The following is a 1,635-nucleotide window of genomic DNA, read 5'->3' as shown; positions in this document are numbered from 1 at the left end:
CCGTTACGGCGTCCGGGCCCGCTGTCGTCCCCTCCGGCCCGCCGCGACCCTGCGCTCACAGCGAACAGTTCTGCGTGAGGGATTCTGCGGCCCGGCCTGCGCGTTAGGGTCCTTGGACAGCATCAATCACGACGTGATACCCGAAGCTGTGCGACACCGTGACGGCCGTGGAGCGACCGTCCAAACCGACTGAGCAGGTGGCTAAGTGACGTTCCCGCAGATGCAGATGCCTGGCCCGATGGCGCCGCACGCCGCCGCTGGTGACGTGCTCGGCGGCCTTGGCGACCAGGTCTACAACCGGCTGCTCAACGAGCGGATCATCTTCCTCGGCCAGGCGGTCGACGACGACATCGCCAACAAGATCACCGCGCAGCTGCTGCTGCTGGCCGCGGACCCGGAAAAGGACATCTTCCTCTACATCAACTCCCCGGGCGGCTCGATCTCGGCCGGCATGGCGATCTACGACACCATGCAGTACATCAAGAACGACGTCGTCACCATCGCGATGGGCATGGCCGCCTCGATGGGCCAGTTCCTGCTCACCGCGGGCGCCCCCGGCAAGCGCTTCTCGCTGCCGAACTCGACCATCCTGATGCACCAGCCCTCCGCGGGCCTCGGCGGTTCCGCCACCGACATCCGCATCCAGGCCGAGCAGCTGCTGCGCACCAAGAAGCGGATGTCCGAGCTGATCGCCCACCACAGCGGCCAGTCCTTCGACCAGATCACCGCGGACTCCGACCGCGACCGCTGGTTCACCCCGGAGGAGGCCCTGGAGTACGGCCTCATCGACGCGATCATGCACAGCGCCGCGGACGTCCCCGGCGGCGGCGGCACGGGCGCTGCCTGAGCCCAGGCCCGGCCCGCGAGACCACAGCCCCAACGCCCCGGAGGACAAGGACCCCCATGAACATCCCCAGCCTGTCGGCCGCCAAGGCCCGCGTCGAGGACATGCGTGCCGAGGGCCGCTACATCGTCCCGCGCTTCGTCGAGCGCACCACGCAGGGCATCCGTGAGTACGACCCGTACGCCAAGCTGTTCGAGGAGCGCATCATCTTCCTCGGCTCGCAGGTCGACGACGTCTCGGCGAACGACATCATGGCGCAGCTGCTGTGCCTGGAGTCGATGGACCCGGACCGCGAGATCCAGATGTACATCAACTCGCCCGGCGGCTCGTTTACGGCCCTGACGGCCATCTACGACACCATGCAGTACGTCAAGCCGGACATCACCACGGTCTGCATGGGCCAGGCGGCCTCCGCCGCGGCCGTGCTGCTCGCCGCCGGCACCCCCGGCAAGCGGATGGCGCTGCCGAACGCCCGGATCCTGATCCACCAGCCGTACACCGAGACCGGCCGCGGCCAGGTGTCCGACCTGGAGATCCAGGCCAAGGAGATCTTCCGGATGCGCGAGCAGCTGGAGGAGATGCTCTCCAAGCACTCCAACCGGTCGGCGGAGCAGGTGCGCGACGACATCGAGCGCGACAAGATCCTCACCGCCGAGGAGGCCGCCGAGTACGGCCTGATCGACCAGATCATCTCCACCCGCAAGACCTCGCTGACCTCCTGAGGTCGGCTCCCTCCCGGCCCGCCATCGGGTGGGGAGGGGCCCATCGGGGCGGGGTGCGCACCCGGGTGC

The 1,635-nt window shown here is 68.4% G+C and carries 2 protein-coding genes; both read left to right on the top strand.

Annotated elements, in window-relative coordinates:
• The first annotated feature begins 226 nt into the window (after positions 1-226).
• Complete coding sequence (locus ACFRMQ_RS40620) at positions 227-847, top strand: ATP-dependent Clp protease proteolytic subunit (protein WP_380735948.1); 621 nt, start codon at positions 227-229, stop codon at positions 845-847.
• Positions 848-903: 56 nt separating this feature from the next.
• Positions 904-1,566, top strand: a complete 663-nt coding sequence (locus tag ACFRMQ_RS40615; protein WP_380735947.1) for an ATP-dependent Clp protease proteolytic subunit — start codon at positions 904-906, stop codon at positions 1,564-1,566.
• Positions 1,567-1,635: the final 69 nt, after the last annotated feature.

Source organism: Kitasatospora sp. NPDC056783 (genome assembly GCF_042789895.1).
In the GTDB taxonomy this organism is placed as follows: Bacteria; Actinomycetota; Actinomycetes; order Streptomycetales; family Streptomycetaceae; genus Kitasatospora.
This window is presented reverse-complemented; position numbering and strand designations above follow the sequence as displayed.

Coding starts and splice junctions, on each gene's coding strand:
- ACFRMQ_RS40620 (WP_380735948.1), top strand. CDS start 227: ATGCCTGGCCCGATGGCGCCGCACGCCGCCGCTGGTGACGTGCTCGGC.
- ACFRMQ_RS40615 (WP_380735947.1), top strand. CDS start 904: ATGAACATCCCCAGCCTGTCGGCCGCCAAGGCCCGCGTCGAGGACATG.